The sequence below is a fragment of the Bradyrhizobium sp. SMVTL-02 genome (assembly GCF_051853005.1).
Taxonomy (GTDB): Bacteria; Pseudomonadota; Alphaproteobacteria; order Rhizobiales; family Xanthobacteraceae; genus Bradyrhizobium.
In genome coordinates this window covers 6,217,752-6,233,466 of the sequence record NZ_CP182469.1, presented here as the reverse complement: position 1 = coordinate 6,233,466, position 15,715 = coordinate 6,217,752, and the positions used below count along the sequence as shown (strand labels likewise).

Here is a 15,715-nt window from a genome sequence, read left to right as displayed (position 1 = left end):
GGCTCCTACCTGGTGGAGGCCTGGGACTGTTCGATCTTCGTCACCTGCGGGTCGATCTTCTGGCCCGGGATCACGCGCAGAAGGCCCGCGATCACGACGCGGTCGTCAGGCTTCAGCCCGCTCTCGATCACGCGCAGGCCGTTGTCGGTCGGCCCGATCTGCACCTGGCGCTGCTCGACGACGTTGTCGTTGTTGACGACGAGGAGATAGCGGCCGCCTTGGTCGCTGCCGAGCGCGGTGTCGGGCACGAGCAGGGCGCTCTTCTCCTGGTCGAAGGGCGCGCGGACGCGGACGAAATAGCCGGGCAGCAGCGCCCGCTTGTCATTGGGTATGACGCCGCGCACCGCGAGCGTGCCCGTCGATGTGTTCAGGGTCGGCGAGACGTAGTCGAGGTGGCCTTCATGCGGATATCCGGTCTCGGTCTGGAGGCCCACCTGGACCGGCAACTGTTTGAGTTCGGCGACGGTCAGCCCGCGGCGGATCGCTTCGGCGCGAATGCGAAGGACGTCCTGCTCGTTGACCGTGAAGTTCACCCAGATCGGATCCATGGCGACGATGGTCGCGAGCTGGGTCGGGGAGGAGACGCCGACGAGCTCGCCGACCGAAACCAGATGCGCGCTGACGATGCCGTCGAACGGCGCGGTCACGTTGGTGTAGCCGTAATTGACCTCGGCGAGCCTGGTATTGACCTGGGCCTGCTGGAGGTTGGCCTGAGCGTTGTCGCGGGTCGATGTCGACGTGTCCAGGGTGGACTGCGAGACCGCCTGGCGCTGCACGAGCTCGACCTGCCGCTTGTAATCGGCTTCGGCCTGCTTGAGCGTGGCTTGTGCGCCGACCTCCGCGGCCTTCGCCTGCTCGACCTTGAGCTTGTACGTCTCCGGCTCGATCGTGAACAGCTGGGTGCCCTGCTTGACGAAGCTGCCGTCCTGATAGTCGATCGATTGCAGGAAACCCTGCACGCGCGCGACCAGATCGACGCTCTTGATCGGGGCGGTGTTGCCGGTGGCCTCGACATAACGCGTCACCGGACGCTGCACCGGCGTTGCCACATCCACCTTCGGCGGCGGCGGGGCGACATAGGCGTTCTTGTCCTCGCAGCCGGCGAGCGCGACCACGGCGCTTGCGGCGGCGAGCGCCCGTCCGACATGTCCCCACGCGCCATTGCGATGGGCGAGCGATGCGGGATTCGCTGAGGTCATTCGGTGGCCCCCGATCTCTGTCTGTCGGTGCCGGAGGCTACCAATAAACGCCCGGCCGTGGAACACCATAGCCATGGCAGTCACGGACCTTGCACTGCAACCCGCGCCGCGGCCCTTGGCAGGTTCGTCATCACAAACCGCTTTTCACCGCGCGCACGATCGACCAGAATTGCGTCAGACGCCGTGCCAGAGGCGGAGCAGTTGAAAGAAGAAAAAGAGAAAAGGTGAGGAGAACATGACATGCCCCCAATGCTCCACGCGGTGCTTGCCGGTCTCGCTCTCGCAGTGGCGGTCGCCATGCCGGCGCTAGCCGAAGGCCTGAAGGACGAGATCGCGCCGACCGGCAAGCTCCGGGTTGCGATCGCGATCAGCCCGGCAGGCGGCGCGTTCTGGTCGACCAGGACGGAAGCCGGCTTTGCCGGCGTGCCGGTCGACCTCGGCAAGGAGATGGCTGCACAGCTCGGTGTGCCCGTGGAATATGTCGTGCACCAGAATTCCGGACAGATCACCGACGCGGCCGGCAAGGGTACCTGGGACGTCACATGGCTGCCCAAGGATCCCGAGCGCGAGACCAGGATGCTGTTCGGCCCGATTTACGAGGTCGCGGACGCCACCTACATCGTCAGGCCGGGATCGAGCATCACCAATTTCGCCACGCTGGACCAACCTGGCATCAAGGTCGCGGCCGTCAACGCCACCACCACCATGCGCGGGGCCGTCACGCATCTGAGGAATGCGACGGTGACCGGCTATCAGACATATGATGAAATCTTCGGCCTGCTGAAGAGCGGCGAGATCGACGCCTTCGCGCTGTCGCGCGACCAGCTCAACAAGATGGCGCAAAAGATTCCGGGGACGAGGGTGCTCGACGAGACCTTCAAGAAGACTGTAACGGCCGTCGCCGTTCCGCTCGGCCACAACCAGGCCCTGACCTTCGTGTCCAAATTCATGAACGAAGCGGTGACGAACGGCACCTTGCGCAAGGCCTATGACAACAACGGCCTCAAGGACTCGCCGATCCGCACCGAATAGGGCACCCGGCGCAGCGAGGCTGCGCCGCCCACGAACCTCACGGCTCCGCGGTGCGAATGCCCGCGGGGCTCACCTGCAGCTTGAGCGTCGACGTCCTGGTCAGCGCCTTGCCGTCGAAGGCGAACGCGATCAGCTCGTTCTCGACCATGCACTGCGCCACGACATGCCTGGAGTCCTTCGACCACACCATGCCCTGGCACCAATGGCCGATCCTGGCCTCCGCCACCGGTGTAAGGTCAGTGCCCGAGATCCGGTAGACCTTGAGCAGGCCGAAATCGTTGAAGAACGGCGCGGCGGGCGGCTTGTTCGAGCCGTTCATGACGGTCACCGCGACATGGCTGCCGTCCGGTGACATCTTCACCGCTTCGGGTGTCTGACCGACGGTCACAGTCGAGACGACGCGGATCGGCTTTGCGGTCATGTCGATCAGGCTGATCGTGTCGTTGTCGCCGCTGCCGGCGCCGACATTGCCGACGACGGCGGCGGCGCTACCGGTGAGATCGATGTCGTAGGGGCGAATGCCCGCGGAGAGGTCGCGCCTGGCGTACTCCACCTTGGTGCCGTCCACGGTCAGAAGCGAGATCTTGTTGTCCCCGTCGCGCGTGACCAGCGCGGTCGCGCCGTCGTGCGAGAACACGGCATGGCTCGGTCCTGACTTGGCGTCACCGAGCTGGATCTTCCCCGCCGGCGCCAGCGCGTTGCCGCTGATCGCAAAGACCGAGACCGTGCCCTCGCTGCGGTTCGCAACCAGCGCCAGCGTGCCCGCGCGATTGATCGAGACACCGGCCGCGCCCGCGCCGGCCTGGTGGGTCGCGAGCACTTTTGGCGGCGAGGACTTCAGGTCGATGACCGAAAGCTTGTCGTCCGGCACCGTCTTGGTGGGGTCCGCCGGATCGATCTTCATCGCGCCCGTCACCAGCGCAAACGAACCATCCGGGGCGATCGCCACGCTCGGCGGCGGGCCGACGACGCTGGCAGGTGCGGGGACCTCGCCCAGCAGTTTCAGGGCGCCGTCGGTGAAGTCGATGACGCTGACCGTATCCGGCAGTGGCTGCCTGCGCACCACGGCGCTGCCGTTCTCCAGCACCATCTTGCCGTCATTGGCGCTGACGACGATCTCGGCATGAGTGGTGAAACTGGCAAGGCTGGCCAGGGACGTTGCGACCAGAGCTGACGCGGCATGGCGCGCGCGTATGCGAGAAGTGGTTCTCATGTTTCCCCCTGGGATTTGTTCTTGTCCGGCAAAGCTAGATGCAATCGGGCGCTGGATGCAACAACTTGACTGCGATCATTTTTGCCTGGCCGGGTTCCTCAGCGTGGCTTGATCTCCGCATATTTCGCCATCGCCTTCTCGAACTTCCGATTGAACAGCCACATCGCCGCCAGGATCTCGCGGAAGCTGGCTGAGGTTCTCGCCCGGTCGGCCTGTCCGAAGGCGAAAATGCTGTTGTTGCGCAAATGCTTCATGACCATAGGGCTGGACACCCGATAGTTCAGGAGGTCGCCGGACTTCAGCGCGGACCTCGTCGGAGTCGGCACGATCTGGATCAGCTCGAACAGCTTCATCTGGTCGATCGGGTCGGGGAGCGTCTTCACGATTGCCGGGATCTCCCGGAAGACGTCCGCATGTGCGTTCATCAGGCCGTCGCGCACATTGGTCCAGTGATTGAAGCGGTGATCGGTGCCGCGGGCGCGCGCCTCTTCCTTGTCGTCACGCGCGTTCAGCTCGGGATCGATCGTAGCGATCTCGCTCTTGATCGCTTCCCATTTCCTGCGGCCGTTGCGGTCCTCGGAGGGGCCAGTCTGGAAGCTGCCCATATAGGTGTTCGAGCGCGCGTTGCGGACATTCTGCTTGCCATTGGTCTCGGCAAAGAACAGTCCCAGGCTGATGCGTCCCGCAGCTTCGGCGTGAACAGGCGCAAGCCCCTTGGCGCGCGCGATCGCAACGGCAAGATCGACGACATCCTTGAAAGGCGTCGCCGAGTTCTGCGCGCTGGCAGGCGGCGCCTCCATGATGTCGAACAGCCGCGCATATTCGTCGATCAGGGGCTCGATGGCGGCGTCGAAATAGGCCGGGGGGATCTCGAACTTGTTAGGCTTGCCGATCCGCGACGGCATGGCGTCCGTAAGGTCCTTGTAGCTGCTGATGACGGCGACGCGCGCGAGATACAGCGCCTGACCCGGCAGGTTCGGCAGCGCCTCCTTCGCCTCGATCTGGCGCCGCCGCTCCGCGAGGATCGACTTGAACTCGTCGAGCGCGCGGTCATAGGCGGCGGGCGCCTCGGATTGCCTTGGCGTCGGTGCGCCGCTCTGTGCAACGGCGGGCGCCGCGACGAAGCAGGCAACCATCGCAAGGGCGGCGGCGGCAAGTCGTCTCGATCCCATGGCTGGTTCCCGTCGATTCGATGACCAGGGAGATCGTAAGCATCAGATACGAGACGCCGCAATTCTCCTCTCACGCCGCCCGGTAGTCCGGCGCCGTCGCCAGGAACTTGGCATAGGCATCCGCGTCCGGCGGCTGGAAGCGTCCTTTGAGCCCGCCGCGCTTCTGCTCTTTCGCGCCGATATCGGCCATCAGCTCGTCGAAATGGCGGTAGTGATAGGGCGCGACGCAGAGGCCGCCATAGACGCCTGCCGCCGGCCGCTCGACGCGCTTGAAATGCAGCATCATCTCGATGTTGTGGCGCATCGCCTGCGCCGTCGGCTGGTTGGCGAGCTGGCCGTCGGCGTAGCGCACCAGCCAGTTGGCCGCGAGGTCGGCGCAGAGCACGGTGCAGAACGAGGAGTTGAAGCCGACGAAGCCCATCTCCGGCAAATCGGGGTTGGCGATCAGGCGATAGAGCCGGTACTGGCCGTCGGCATCGACCAGCTTCTGCCTGTAAGCCTCGGGCAGGAACGGCACGCCGAGCTTGTAGCCGATCGCTAGTACCGCGACATCGGCACTGACGCGCTCGCCGCCGCTCATCACGATGCTGTCGCCTTCGTAATGGTCGAACGTGCCGAACACCGCCTTGATGCAGCCGTCGGCCACCATCGGATAGAAGCCCGGCGTTGCGATCGGCACCGAGCAGTTGACGCCGTCCTCGATCCGCTCCGTCGGCACCATCTTGCATTGCTTGAGCTTGAGCTGTGCTTTGAGCAGGCTCTCCAGCCCGCGCCAATTGGCCCAGACCAGCGGCGCGGCGATGCGATGCGCAAGTCGTGCCATCGCGCTCGCCCCCCAACCCGGAAACATCTCCTCCTGCGCGCGGATGTAGAGGATGCGTTTGAAGTTCACGAGCCCGCCGATGAAATAGGGGATGCGCCAGACCGGCTCGCGCATCACGATCGTGACCTCGCGCGCGCCTGACCTCACTGCGTTCACCGCGATGTCGGTCGCCGATTTCGAGCCGCCGAGCACGACGACGCGGCGGCCTTTCGCCAGCGTGGGGTCGCCGTATTTCGACGAGTGCAGGATCTGTCCGCCCTGCGCCAGGAAGCCGTCTTCGCCGGGACAATGCAGCTCGCGCGGCTCGTTGAATTGCCCGGTGCAGACCGCGACGAAATCGAAATCTTCGTTCGTCGTGCCGTCCCGGCTCGTCAGGGTGAGGGTCCAGCCCGGTCGGCCGTCGGCGCGGCGCCCCATGCCGGCGACTTCGGTGTTGAGGCGAAGCATGCGGTCGAGGCCAAAACTCCTGGCATACTCGACGAGATAGGCGTGGACCTGCGGCCCGGTCGGCCATTCCGGATAGGCGTCCGGCATGGCGCGATCGGTGTAACGGTAGAGTTCCTTCGGGCTCTGGGTCTGCACCTCAGGGTAGGAGCGCGCCGGCTCCCAGACGCCGCCGAGATCGCCGCTGCGCTCGACGATGGTGACGCGGTGGCCGCGGGCGGCGAAGGCCTTTGCGGCGGCAAGGCCTGAGACGCCGGCGCCGATCACGCACACATGCTTGGGACTGATCATGGGATTGCTCGATGTGTTTCGCGCACGCGGCCACGTTCGGCCGCAAGGCGCGGCCGGCAGGACCTGCAAGCAGATGAAAGTGGACGAAGCCGCGACGGCTAGTCGTTGGCCTCGGGCGGCAGGAAGTCGACCTCGTGCAGCGCCGAGATGCGCACGACTTCGGCAGGATCGGTCAGATTGTGCAGCTGGTTGAACAGCGCCTCCAGCTTCTGCATCGGCGACACCCAGAACAGCGCGCGGCACGGCTTGTCGGACTTGTTGAAATAGCCGTGCGGGATGCCGCGCGGCATGCGCACGATGTCGCCGGCGTGGGCCTTGACCCAGACCCCGTCGAGCTTGAGGTCGAGTGTGCCTTCCTGCACCAGGATGAACTCGTCCTGGGTGGGATGGATGTGCACCGGCACGAACTGGCCGGGATCACTGTTGGTCTCGAACGCGAAGGTGGAATCGGTGACGGCCTTGGGGAAGTAGACCTGGCCAAGGATGTTCCAGCTCTTGCCGCCATAGCCCGTGCCGGTGGCGGTAATGCCCTTTTCGAGTGCAGTCATGGCTCGCTCCTCATGGATTCCGGCGGGGAGGAGCTTCGGCCAGCGACGGGCCGCCTGTCTATCCGCTAAACGAATCCGGAGGCAGCTATTGCCATGCAGCAGGCCAATTGTGCGGGCGGCCCTTTCCGCGTTGGGGAAACTATTATAGGCTTAAAGCAATTCCGTGACGCGAAGCGTGGTCGACGATGTCCGCAGCCGTGCTGGAAATGAGCGCAAGGGCGTCTGCAGCCGAACGGCTTGTGGATTTCGCCCGCGTCACCACCGACGATGTGGATGAAGCGGCCGAGCAGATCGGGCGCATCTTCTGCCGGCACGATCTCACGCCGTCGCGGCCGCTCGCCTCCGGCTTCTCCGCCCGGCACAATTGCGCGGCCTTCGATGGCTTTTCCATCAACTACGTCGCTTATGGCGGGTCGGTCAGTATCGATCCCGGCTGCCTCGAACGCTTCTTCCTGGTGCAGGTCCCGCTCACGGGCTCGGCGCGCATTCGTGCCGGCGTGGGCGACTTCGATGCCAGCCCGGGCCGGACGGCGTCGCTTCTCTCGCCGACCATCCCGACCCGGATGATATGGAGCGAGTGCGCGCAGGCGATCCTGTTGCTCGACCGTCGTTTGGTCGAGCAGCGCGCCGCGGCGCTGTCGGGCAGGGCGGCTGGCGCGGTCGAGTTCGATGCTGCGATCGACCTGGACACACCGTCCGGGCGCTGCCTGCAGGCCAGTCTTGCCGAGCTGATGCTGACTGCCGAGCGTCTCGGGCCGTCCGGCAGGCTGTCGCCGGTTGCGATGGCCGACTGCCGCGAGGCGCTGCTCGATCGGCTCCTCAACGGGCAGAGGCATGGCCTGTCGGATGCGATCCGGACGTTCTCAGGCCAAGCCGAGCGTCTGCCGCGCGCGCTTCGCGCCGCGCGCGACCATCTTGCTGGCAATGCCCGCGAGCCGCTCGACCTCGTGCAGCTTGCCCGCGCCTCCGGCATCGGCATCCGCGCGCTCCAGCTCGGCTTCCGCCGTCACTTCGGCGTGTCGATCTCACAAATGCTGCTCGACATGCGCCTTGCCGGCCTGCACGCGCGCCTCGCGCAAGCCGCGCCCGATACCTCGATCACTGAGATCGCCTTCGATCTCGGCTTCACGCACCTCGGTCGCATGGCCGGTGCCTACCGCGAAAAATTCGGCGAGACGCCGTCGGCGACGCTGCGGCGGAGGATGAGCTAGGCCCGGCTACTTTCGCGATCGCGCGGTGCCGCCGTCTTCAGCCGCCTGCCGGCGCAAAAAGGCCTCGACGTCCGCCTGCACCGAATAGGGCGTCGGGATCGCGTCGCCCGCGGAATCGACGGCGGTGTCGAGCGAGCGGCGCAGCATGCGGGCGAGCTCGGCCCTCCGGTACGGCTTCGTCAGCAGCGGTGCGCCCATCGTGGCGCGGGCCTGCGTGTGCGAGTCATGGGCGTAGCCCGAGGTGAACAGCACCCTCAGCGACGGCCGCGCGGCCACCATCTGCTTGGCGAGCTCGCGCCCGTTGATGCCGCCGGCCATCACGATGTCGGTGAACAGCAGGTCGAACGCCTTGCCCTCCGCGGCGACGGCGAGCGCTTCGGTGGCGTTGGCGGCGGGGATGACCTTGTAGCCGAGGCTCTCGAGCTGCACCGTGACGTAGTGGCGGACGTCGCGGTCGTCCTCGACGCAGAGGATGGTTTCGTGTCCTCCCACGATCTTGCGCTCGTCGTAGCCGGCCGGGCGAAGCGTGCTGGTCTCGGCCTTCGGCAGGCAGATCGTGAATGTCGTGCCGCGGCCTTCCTCGGAGGCGACCTTGATGCCGCCGCCCGACTGCTTGACGAAGCCGAACACCATGCTGAGCCCAAGCCCCGTGCCCTTGCCGACCTCCTTGGTCGAGAAGAACGGATCGAAGATGCGTTCGAGAATGGCCCGCGGAATGCCCGTTCCGTTGTCGGCGATCTCGATCTGGACATAGTCGCCGGCATAGCCGGCGCCGACCGCGAAGGCCTCGCGCACGCCGAACACCACGTTGCGCGCCGTCAGCGTCAGCCTGCCGCCGCCCAGCATGGCGTCGCGGGCGTTGATGGCGAGGTTGAGCAGCGCCGAGCTCAATTGACCGCGATCGGCGAAAGCCAGCCAGACATTGGTGTCCAGCTTCGTCACGATCTCGATCTTCTTGTCGAAGGTCGCCAGCAGCAGCTTGGACAGCTCCTCGAGCAGCTCGTTGACGTCGATCTCGGCCGGCTGGAGCGCCTGCTTTCGGGCAAAGGACAACAGGCTCGATGTCAGCGTGGCGCCGCGATCGGCGGCCTCGCTGATCAGCTTGGTGATGGTCGCAAGCGGCGGGTTGTCCTTCACGGCATCGGCGAGGATCTCGATCGTGCCGGTGATCACCGTGAGCATGTTGTTGAATTCGTGCGCGATGCCGCCGGTGAGCTGTCCGACCGCCTCCATCTTCTGGGCCTGGATCAGCTGCTCCTCGGCGGCCCGTTTCTGCGTGACGTCCTTGACGAAGGTGTTGATGATCTGGCGTCCGCCGAGACGCAGCGCCGTGCTGGATGCCTCGATCAGGATCGCGTCGCCGTTCCTGTGCAGCAGGCTCGTCTCGAAGCGGATGCCGATCGGCGCATGCGCCAGTTCGGGCAGCAACCGCATCATGCGTTGCCGGAAGCCGTCGCGGAGCGGCTCGGCGACGAGGAGGTCGACGACGTCCCCGCCGAGCGCTTCCTGTCGCGACCAACCGGTCAGGGCCTCGGCCTGAAAGCTCCACTCCAGGACGATGCCGCGCTCATCGGTCTGGATGAAGGCGTCGAGCGCAGTCTTGATGATGGCTTGCGTCATCTGCGCACTCTCGGCGATGGCTTTGGTCTGATCCGCCAGGGCTGCGGCAGTCTGCGTGTGCTGCGTCGTCTCGATCGAACGCACGCACAGTCGCGCGATCAGCGCAGCAATGGAGGCACTTGCGAAGAGGGCAATGATCTCGGGCGTGCCGAAGCCGCTAGCTTTTCCGGTCACGGCATAGGAGGCGAGGAGGGCTGCGGCGGTCACGACGACCTGCACGGCCATCGCGAGTGTCAGAAGCCCCCTGAGTTTCATGTCTCACACCAAAGACGTCAGCCGCGGACCGCCCGCCGCGTCGTCAACGAGCCCCGCCTCATGTGAGCTACAGACTGCCCAACTCTCCGTCGAGGGTCAATTTGCGCCCCCGGGGGCGCCGGGAACAGTGCGCCTGCCTCAACCTGCCGGCGAATCGGTTTGAAGCAGCGTCGTCACCCAGATTGCGCGCGCCACCTGATGGGTCGGGTTGTCGAACATGTGCGGCACGGTGCTCGGGAAGCGGAAACTGTCGCCGACCTCGAGCAGATGGGCCTGGTTGTCGAGCCACAGCCGCAGGCTGCCCGACAGGATGTAGCCGGCCTTCTCCCCGGTGTGCTGCAGGAAGTCGGTGCCCGAGGACGCCCCGGGATTGAGCGTGAGTTCGTAGAGCTCGAGCTGGCCCTTGCCGTCCGGGGTGAGCGCTTCCTTGACGACGCCGCTGGCGGTGAGCCGCAGCAGGCGCCTGGCGTTCTTGCGCACGATGTAGCGCTGCACGTCGCCGGGATCGCTGGCCTCGAAGAAGTAGGAGATCGGCACGTCGAGCGCGATGCTGAGCAGGCGCAGGGTGCGGATCGACGGCATGGCGCGCGCGCGTTCGAGCTGGCTGATCATGCCGTTGGAGAGGCCAGTCTTATTGGCGACGTCCTGGATCGAGAGCCCGGCGCGCTGGCGCAGCAGCCGCACGGTCTCGCCGAGGCGTTGGTCGACCGCGTCGTCGCCCTCCACTGCCGGAGCGTCCTTGCTGCCGTTCGTATCGCCGCGACCGCCCATGTCGCTCTCCCATGCATCGTCTCACCTCGCGATCGCATCGATCCGAGGTTCAGTCACAGTGAAAAGGTCGCGCATCCTAGCAATGTGATTGACAGCTGTATTTAGTCATGATGAACTTTTGATTGAAAAATTTAGAAGCACTAAAGCCCACTCCTTGTCCCTTGCCGGGGTCTCGGGGGCGCGGGAGACGGTGCCGCGTGCGACAAGGAGAGTGGGTCATGGCAGACGACACCGGCAAGTTCGGCGTTGGGGCAGTGCATCTCGGTGTTCCGAATCGCCGTCAGTTCTTCCAGCTGGGCGCCGGTGCCGCGGCGGGATGGAGTCTCGCACGCAGCGCTTTCGCGCAGACCGAGCGCCCGACCAGCCCGCCGGACAAACCACGCGGCCAGGTGATCGCGGCGCTGTCGCAAGAGCCGACCGTCTTCCATCCCTTGATGCCGGGCATCGAGGTCGATCAGGGCATCTGGTGGCAGGTGTTTTCGCCCCTCTGGTACATCGATCCCGACGGCAATTTCGTTCCCGACCTCGCCCGCGAAGTCCCGACCCTCGAGAATGGCGGCCTGTCGGCCGACGGCCTGACCTGGAAGATCAAGCTCCGCAGCGACGTGAAGTGGCACGACGGCACGCCGTTCACGGCGGAGGACGTCAAATTCTCCATCGAGCTGATCAACAATCCCGCTTTCCGCGCGCGGAGCCGGGTCGGCCATAGCCTGGTCAAGGACATCACCGTCGTGGCGCCCGACGAGATCCATTGGCGGATGGAAGCGCCCTATTCGCCCTACATGTCGATCCTGGCGTCGTTCACCTTCATCGTGCCCAAGCACATCCTCGAGAAGGCGTCCGATCCGAACGCTTCGCCATTCCACAACGCGCCGGTTGGGACCGGCCCGTTCCGCTGGGGTGAGCGCGTGCCCGGCGATCATATCCAGTTGAATGCCCACACCGGCTATCACGGCAAGGGGCCGTACGTCGAACGCGTGGTCTTCAAGTACATTCCCGATCTCACCGTGCTCTACACCCAGTTCCGCACCGGACAGATCGACTATACGGGCCTTGCGGGCATCCTGCCGAACTTCGTGCAGGAGGCGAAGACGCTCAAAGGCCGCAAGATCTTCGTCTCCTCGACCTCCTCGGTGGAGCATATCGCGCCCAATTTGGAGTTCGGTCCCTTCGCCGATCGCGCCGTGCGCGAGGCGCTCTATCTCGGCATCAACAAGCAGGCGATCATCGATGCGCTCTATTACGGCCTGCCGACGCAGACCGAGAGTTTTGTGCCGCAGCAGGCGTGGTCGTTCCAGCAAGGGCTGCCGCAGCACAAATACGATCCTGCCAAGGCCAACGCGCTGCTCGACGCCGCCGGCTGGTTGCGCGGCTCCAGCGGCATTCGCGAGAAGGGCGGCGTCAAGCTCGAATTCACCAACTCGACGACCGCGGGCAGTGCCGTGCGCGAGCAGTGCCAGCAACTCCTGATCCAGGACTGGCGGGCGATCGGCGCCACGATGCGCGTCAACAACATGCCGGCGGCCGTGATCTGGGGCGACTTCTGGCAGCAATCGAAGTTCAATTCGGTGATCGTCGGCGTGAACTTCATGCTGGGCTCTGACCCCGACGTGACGCCGCGGTTCGGCTCCGGTGCCATTCCCGCCAAGGGCGGCCGCGGCTACAACACCTATCAATACCAGAACGCGGAGGCCGACCGGCTGCTCTCCGAAGGCGCCAAGCAATTCGACCTGGCGCAGCGCAAGGCGACCTATGGCGAGCTGCAAAAGCTCATCCGCAACGACCTTGCGATCCTGCCGCTGTTCCAGAGCTTCATCGCCGAGGGCATCAAAGAGGGGCTGCAAGGCTTCCGTCCCAACATCAACATGTCGATCAACAGCTGGAACATGCGCGAATGGTATTGGGCCTGATGTCTCAGGCCGGCTGGATCGCCTGAGATGGCCCGCTATGTCGCCAATCGCCTGGCGCAGGCGATCATGCTGCTCGTGATCGTTTCGGCGATCGGCTTTGCCATTCTGCATCTCGCACCGGGCGGCCCGCTCTCGCAGTTTGCCGTCTCCGGCCAGATGACGCAGGAGGACCTCGACCGCGTCACGAAGCAGCTTGGCCTCGACCGTCCGCTGCCGATCCAGTACCTCGACTGGTTCGGCCGCATGCTGAAAGGCGATTGGGGCAAGTCCTATCGCGACGGCGAGGCCGTGCTGGCGGTGATCTCCTCGCATCTCGGCGCGACGCTGGAGCTGATGGCGACGGCAACCATCATCGCGGTGCTGCTCGGCTGCTGGATCGGCATCCTTGGCGCGCTGCGCCGCTACTCGGTGTTCGATACGCTCGCCACCGTCGGCGCCATGATCGCGCTGTCGATTCCGACCTTCTGGTTCGGCCTCGTCACCATCTACGTGTTCTCGGTGAAGCTCGGCTGGCTCCCGGCCGGCAACCGGCAGACCATCGGCGACGGCTCCTTCCTCGACCTGCTGCATCATCTGATTGCGCCGGCCATGGTGCTGGCGCTGGTCGAGACCGCGATGTGGGGGCGCTTCATGCGCTCCTCGATGCTCGAGGTCATCAACCAGGACTACATCCGCACCGCGCGCGCTAAGGGCATGCCGGAATGGCGCATCCTCACCGTGCACGCGTTGCGCAACGCGCTGCTGCCGATCATCACGGTGGCCGGCCTGCAGTTCCCGACACTGCTGGGCGGTGCGCTGGTGGCCGAGACCGTGTTCACCTGGCCCGGCATGGGGCGTCTCTTCCTCGATTCCATCGGCTACCGCGACTATCCCGTGGTGATGGGCATCCTGATGTTTTCGGCGACCATGGTGCTGATCGGCTCGCTGCTGGCCGACATCCTCTATGCCGTCGTCGATCCGCGTATCCGGGTGGGCTAGCCGATGGCGACTGCGACTCTCTCCACTGTCCAGCGCACGCCCGGTCAGGCCGCGTGGCGGCGCTTCTGCCGCCACCGTCTTGCGCTTGCGGGTGCGCTGATCATTCTCGTCCTCCTTCTCGGCTCGGCATTGGGGCCCTATCTCCTGCCGTTCGACGACACCTATATCGACATCATGAAGCGGTTCGCGCCGCCGCTGTCGGGCGCGCATATCCTCGGCACCGACGAGCTCGGCCGCGACGTGCTGGCGCGGTTGATGATGGGCGGGCGCGTCTCGCTCTCGATCGGCATCGTCGCCATGGTGATGGCGATGGCGATCGGCATCGTGGTTGGCGCCTTCGCCGGCTTCCATGGGGGCGCCGTCGGTGCGGTCCTGATGCGGCTCGTCGACGCCGTGCTGTGCTTTCCGACGATATTCCTGCTGCTTGCGCTCGCGGCGCTCACCGAGCCCGGCCTCGTCACCACCACCGTGCTGATCGCGGCCACCGCCTGGATGGCCGTTGCCCGCGTCGTCGAAGCCCAGGTGCGGTCGCTGCGCGAACGTGAATTCGCGGTCGCCGCGCTGGCCTTCGGGTCGTCGAACCTGCGGATCATGTTTCGCGAGCTCGTGCCCAATGCGATCGCGCCGATCGTGGTGGCCGCGACGCTGAACGTCGCCAAGGCGATCCTGCTCGAATCCTATGTCAGCTACCTCGGTTTCGGCATCCAGCCGCCGGCCGCGAGCTGGGGCAACATGCTCAACAACGCGCAGATCTATCTTACCAGCGCGCCGTGGCTCGCGATCGTGCCGGGTGTCGCGATCACGCTCGCGGTGACCAGCTTCAACTTTCTCGGCGACGGGCTGCGCGATGCGCTCGATCCACGAATGAACGTCCCATGACGAGCAAGAGCTCGACCGAACTGAATGCCAGGAGTTCCCCATGTCCCCGCCGCTCAACCGTATAAACAGCGACGAACGCCTGCCGGCGCAGGCCGACGTCGTCGTCATCGGCGGCGGCGTCATCGGGGTGTCCGCGGCCTATCATCTCGCGAAGAAGGGCCATTCCGTCGCCCTCGTCGAGAAAGGCCATCTCGGCGGCGAGCAGTCGAGCCGCAACTGGGGCTGGTGCCGCCAGCAGGGCCGCGCCCGCGAGGAGATTCCGCTCGCGCGCGAGGCGCTGCGGCTGTGGGAGGACATGCAGAACGATGCCGGCGTCGACGCCGGCTTCCGCCGCACCGGCGTCTTGTTCCTCACCAAGAGCAAGGACGAGCTCGCCGGCTGGGAGCGGTGGGCCGCGATCGCGCGCGAGCAGCAGGTGCACTCCACAGTGCTGACGCCGGCCGAAGTCGCCGAGCGCTTGCCGGGCAATGCCGACAAATGGGTGGGCGGTCTGCACACGCCGAGCGATGGCCGCGCCGAGCCGTCAATGGCCGTACCCGCGCTCGCCACCGCCGCGCGCAAGCAGGGTGTGACCATTCACCAGGGCTGCGCCGCGCGCGGGCTGGAGACGACAGGCGGTAGGGTCAGTGCCGTGGTCACCGAGAAGGGCACCATTCGCACCCAATCCGTGCTGCTGGCGGGCGGCGCATGGTCGTCGCTGTTCTGCCGGCGCCACGGCATCGAGCTGCCGATCGGTCTCGTCAACGCGACCGCCTGCCGGACCACGCCGGCGCCGGAGATCACCTCGGGCGCGCTCGGCACCGACTTCTACTGTATCCGCCGCCGGCTCGACGGCGGCTTCACGCTGGCGCTGCGCAACCGCGGCACGGTCGAGCTGTCGCCCGACCTGTTCCGCTACGCACGGACCTTCTGGCCGACCTACCAGCATCGCAAGAACGGATTGAAGCTGTCGTTCGGCAAGTCGTTCTTCGACCAGCTCATGCGCGGCACGAGCTGGAGCTTCGACAAGCCGTCGCCGTTCGAGGCCGAGCGCGTGCGCGATCCCGCGCCCGACATGTCGCTGGTCAATGCGGCGCTCGCTTCGCTGATCAAGTCGAACCCGGAGCTGAAGGACATCGAGATCGCGGAAGCCTGGGGCGGCACGATCGACTGTACGCCGGATACGATTCCGGTGATCTCGCCGGTCGATGCGCTGCCGGGCTTCTTCCTGGCCACCGGCTTCTCCGGCCACGGCTTTGGCATCGGCCCTGCAGCCGGCAAGCTCGCCGCCGATATCGTGACCGGCTCGATGCCGCTGGTCGATCCCGCCGCCTATAGCCACAAGCGCATGATCGACGGCCGCCGGCTCGCGCCGGTCAGCCCGTTCTGA

At 65.7% G+C, this 15,715-nt stretch carries 13 protein-coding genes; 6 read left to right on the top strand and 7 right to left on the bottom strand.

What is annotated here, in order from left to right:
* Positions 1-5 precede the first annotated feature (5 nt).
* On the bottom strand, positions 6-1,199 hold the full coding sequence (locus ACNJYB_RS29805) for an efflux RND transporter periplasmic adaptor subunit (protein ID WP_439370131.1): 1,194 nt from the start codon (positions 1,197-1,199) through the stop codon (positions 6-8).
* Positions 1,200-1,439: 240 nt separating this feature from the next.
* Here ACNJYB_RS29805 and ACNJYB_RS29800 point away from each other — a divergent pair, with 240 nt between their 5' ends.
* On the top strand, positions 1,440-2,231 hold the full coding sequence (locus ACNJYB_RS29800) for an ABC transporter substrate-binding protein (RefSeq protein ID WP_439370130.1): 792 nt from the start codon (positions 1,440-1,442) through the stop codon (positions 2,229-2,231).
* Between the two features lie 37 nt (positions 2,232-2,268).
* Here the strand turns inward: ACNJYB_RS29800 and ACNJYB_RS29795 are convergent, their stop codons facing one another.
* The 4 genes from ACNJYB_RS29795 to ACNJYB_RS29780 form a co-directional block, all read right to left on the bottom strand.
* On the bottom strand, positions 2,269-3,444 hold the full coding sequence (locus tag ACNJYB_RS29795; RefSeq protein WP_439370129.1) for a YncE family protein: 1,176 nt from the start codon (positions 3,442-3,444) through the stop codon (positions 2,269-2,271).
* Between the two features lie 98 nt (positions 3,445-3,542).
* Entirely contained in the window at positions 3,543-4,616 is a 1,074-nt protein-coding gene (locus ACNJYB_RS29790) for a hypothetical protein (RefSeq protein ID WP_439370128.1), read from the bottom strand.
* Positions 4,617-4,686: 70 nt separating this feature from the next.
* Positions 4,687-6,174, bottom strand: coding sequence for a flavin-containing monooxygenase (locus tag ACNJYB_RS29785; protein WP_439370127.1), 1,488 nt, complete (start codon positions 6,172-6,174; stop codon positions 4,687-4,689).
* 98 nt (positions 6,175-6,272) lie between these two features.
* Positions 6,273-6,722, bottom strand: coding sequence for a cupin domain-containing protein (locus ACNJYB_RS29780; RefSeq protein ID WP_439370126.1), 450 nt, complete (start codon positions 6,720-6,722; stop codon positions 6,273-6,275).
* A gap of 185 nt (positions 6,723-6,907) precedes the next feature.
* On the opposite strand from ACNJYB_RS29780, the gene ACNJYB_RS29775 reads away from it, so the two are divergent.
* Positions 6,908-7,933 carry an AraC family transcriptional regulator gene (locus ACNJYB_RS29775; RefSeq protein WP_439370125.1) on the top strand — a complete coding sequence of 342 codons (1,026 nt, stop codon included), beginning with the start codon at positions 6,908-6,910 and terminating at the stop codon, positions 7,931-7,933.
* A gap of 6 nt (positions 7,934-7,939) precedes the next feature.
* Here the strand turns inward: ACNJYB_RS29775 and ACNJYB_RS29770 are convergent, their stop codons facing one another.
* Positions 7,940-9,808, bottom strand: coding sequence for an ATP-binding protein (locus ACNJYB_RS29770; protein WP_439370124.1), 1,869 nt, complete (start codon positions 9,806-9,808; stop codon positions 7,940-7,942).
* A 138-nt stretch (positions 9,809-9,946) separates the two neighbouring features.
* The gene (locus ACNJYB_RS29765; protein ID WP_439370123.1) at positions 9,947-10,579 is read right to left on the bottom strand and encodes a cupin domain-containing protein; all 633 of its coding nucleotides are present in this window, start codon (positions 10,577-10,579) and stop codon (positions 9,947-9,949) included.
* A gap of 218 nt (positions 10,580-10,797) precedes the next feature.
* Between ACNJYB_RS29765 and ACNJYB_RS29760 the strand changes: the two genes are divergently transcribed.
* From ACNJYB_RS29760 to ACNJYB_RS29745, 4 genes are read left to right on the top strand one after another with little or no spacing between them, the layout of a single operon-like run.
* Positions 10,798-12,489, top strand: a complete 1,692-nt coding sequence (locus tag ACNJYB_RS29760) for a peptide ABC transporter substrate-binding protein (RefSeq protein WP_439370122.1) — start codon at positions 10,798-10,800, stop codon at positions 12,487-12,489.
* A gap of 27 nt (positions 12,490-12,516) precedes the next feature.
* Positions 12,517-13,467, top strand: coding sequence for an ABC transporter permease (locus ACNJYB_RS29755; protein ID WP_439370121.1), 951 nt, complete (start codon positions 12,517-12,519; stop codon positions 13,465-13,467).
* Between the two features lie 3 nt (positions 13,468-13,470).
* Positions 13,471-14,346: an ABC transporter permease gene (locus tag ACNJYB_RS29750; protein ID WP_439370120.1), complete on the top strand. Its 876-nt coding sequence runs from the start codon at positions 13,471-13,473 to the stop codon at positions 14,344-14,346.
* 40 nt (positions 14,347-14,386) lie between these two features.
* Positions 14,387-15,715 carry an NAD(P)/FAD-dependent oxidoreductase gene (locus ACNJYB_RS29745; protein ID WP_439370119.1) on the top strand — a complete coding sequence of 443 codons (1,329 nt, stop codon included), beginning with the start codon at positions 14,387-14,389 and terminating at the stop codon, positions 15,713-15,715.

What these genes read in the sequence shown, in the direction of transcription:
- ACNJYB_RS29805 (WP_439370131.1), bottom strand. Translation starts at nt 1,199, where the DNA reads ATGACCTCAGCGAATCCCGCATCGCTCGCCCATCGCAATGGCGCGTGG.
- ACNJYB_RS29800 (WP_439370130.1), top strand. Translation starts at nt 1,440, where the DNA reads ATGCCCCCAATGCTCCACGCGGTGCTTGCCGGTCTCGCTCTCGCAGTG.
- ACNJYB_RS29795 (WP_439370129.1), bottom strand. Translation starts at nt 3,444, where the DNA reads ATGAGAACCACTTCTCGCATACGCGCGCGCCATGCCGCGTCAGCTCTG.
- ACNJYB_RS29790 (WP_439370128.1), bottom strand. Translation starts at nt 4,616, where the DNA reads ATGGGATCGAGACGACTTGCCGCCGCCGCCCTTGCGATGGTTGCCTGC.
- ACNJYB_RS29785 (WP_439370127.1), bottom strand. Translation starts at nt 6,174, where the DNA reads ATGATCAGTCCCAAGCATGTGTGCGTGATCGGCGCCGGCGTCTCAGGC.
- ACNJYB_RS29780 (WP_439370126.1), bottom strand. Translation starts at nt 6,722, where the DNA reads ATGACTGCACTCGAAAAGGGCATTACCGCCACCGGCACGGGCTATGGC.
- ACNJYB_RS29775 (WP_439370125.1), top strand. Translation starts at nt 6,908, where the DNA reads ATGTCCGCAGCCGTGCTGGAAATGAGCGCAAGGGCGTCTGCAGCCGAA.
- ACNJYB_RS29770 (WP_439370124.1), bottom strand. Translation starts at nt 9,808, where the DNA reads ATGAAACTCAGGGGGCTTCTGACACTCGCGATGGCCGTGCAGGTCGTC.
- ACNJYB_RS29765 (WP_439370123.1), bottom strand. Translation starts at nt 10,579, where the DNA reads ATGGGCGGTCGCGGCGATACGAACGGCAGCAAGGACGCTCCGGCAGTG.
- ACNJYB_RS29760 (WP_439370122.1), top strand. Translation starts at nt 10,798, where the DNA reads ATGGCAGACGACACCGGCAAGTTCGGCGTTGGGGCAGTGCATCTCGGT.
- ACNJYB_RS29755 (WP_439370121.1), top strand. Translation starts at nt 12,517, where the DNA reads ATGGCCCGCTATGTCGCCAATCGCCTGGCGCAGGCGATCATGCTGCTC.
- ACNJYB_RS29750 (WP_439370120.1), top strand. Translation starts at nt 13,471, where the DNA reads ATGGCGACTGCGACTCTCTCCACTGTCCAGCGCACGCCCGGTCAGGCC.
- ACNJYB_RS29745 (WP_439370119.1), top strand. Translation starts at nt 14,387, where the DNA reads ATGTCCCCGCCGCTCAACCGTATAAACAGCGACGAACGCCTGCCGGCG.